The sequence below is a fragment of the Psychrobacter sp. CAL346-MNA-CIBAN-0220 genome (assembly GCF_040309805.1).
Lineage (GTDB): Bacteria > Pseudomonadota > Gammaproteobacteria > Pseudomonadales > Moraxellaceae > Psychrobacter.
The window spans coordinates 1-212 of sequence record NZ_JBEOPF010000823.1; the positions used below are offsets into that span (position 1 = coordinate 1).

At 49.1% G+C, this 212-nt stretch carries 1 pseudogene; it reads right to left on the reverse strand.

The window, feature by feature from the left end:
* A pseudogene (locus AAEY88_RS15815) lies at positions 1-198 on the reverse strand (copper resistance protein B); the annotation flags it as partial.
* Positions 199-212: the final 14 nt, after the last annotated feature.

Below are 212 nucleotides of genomic sequence, written 5' to 3' on the forward strand. Positions count from 1 at the left end.
CATATCACCCGCATCCATGCCCATTTTGCTGTGATCCATGGCTTGCATATCACCTGCATCCATGCCCATTTTGCTGTGATCCATGGCTTGCATATCACCTGCATCCATGGCCATCTTGCTATGATCCATGCCTTGCATATCACCCGCATCCATGGCCATTTTGCTATGATCCATGGCTTGCATATCACCTGCATCCATGCCCATTTTGCTGT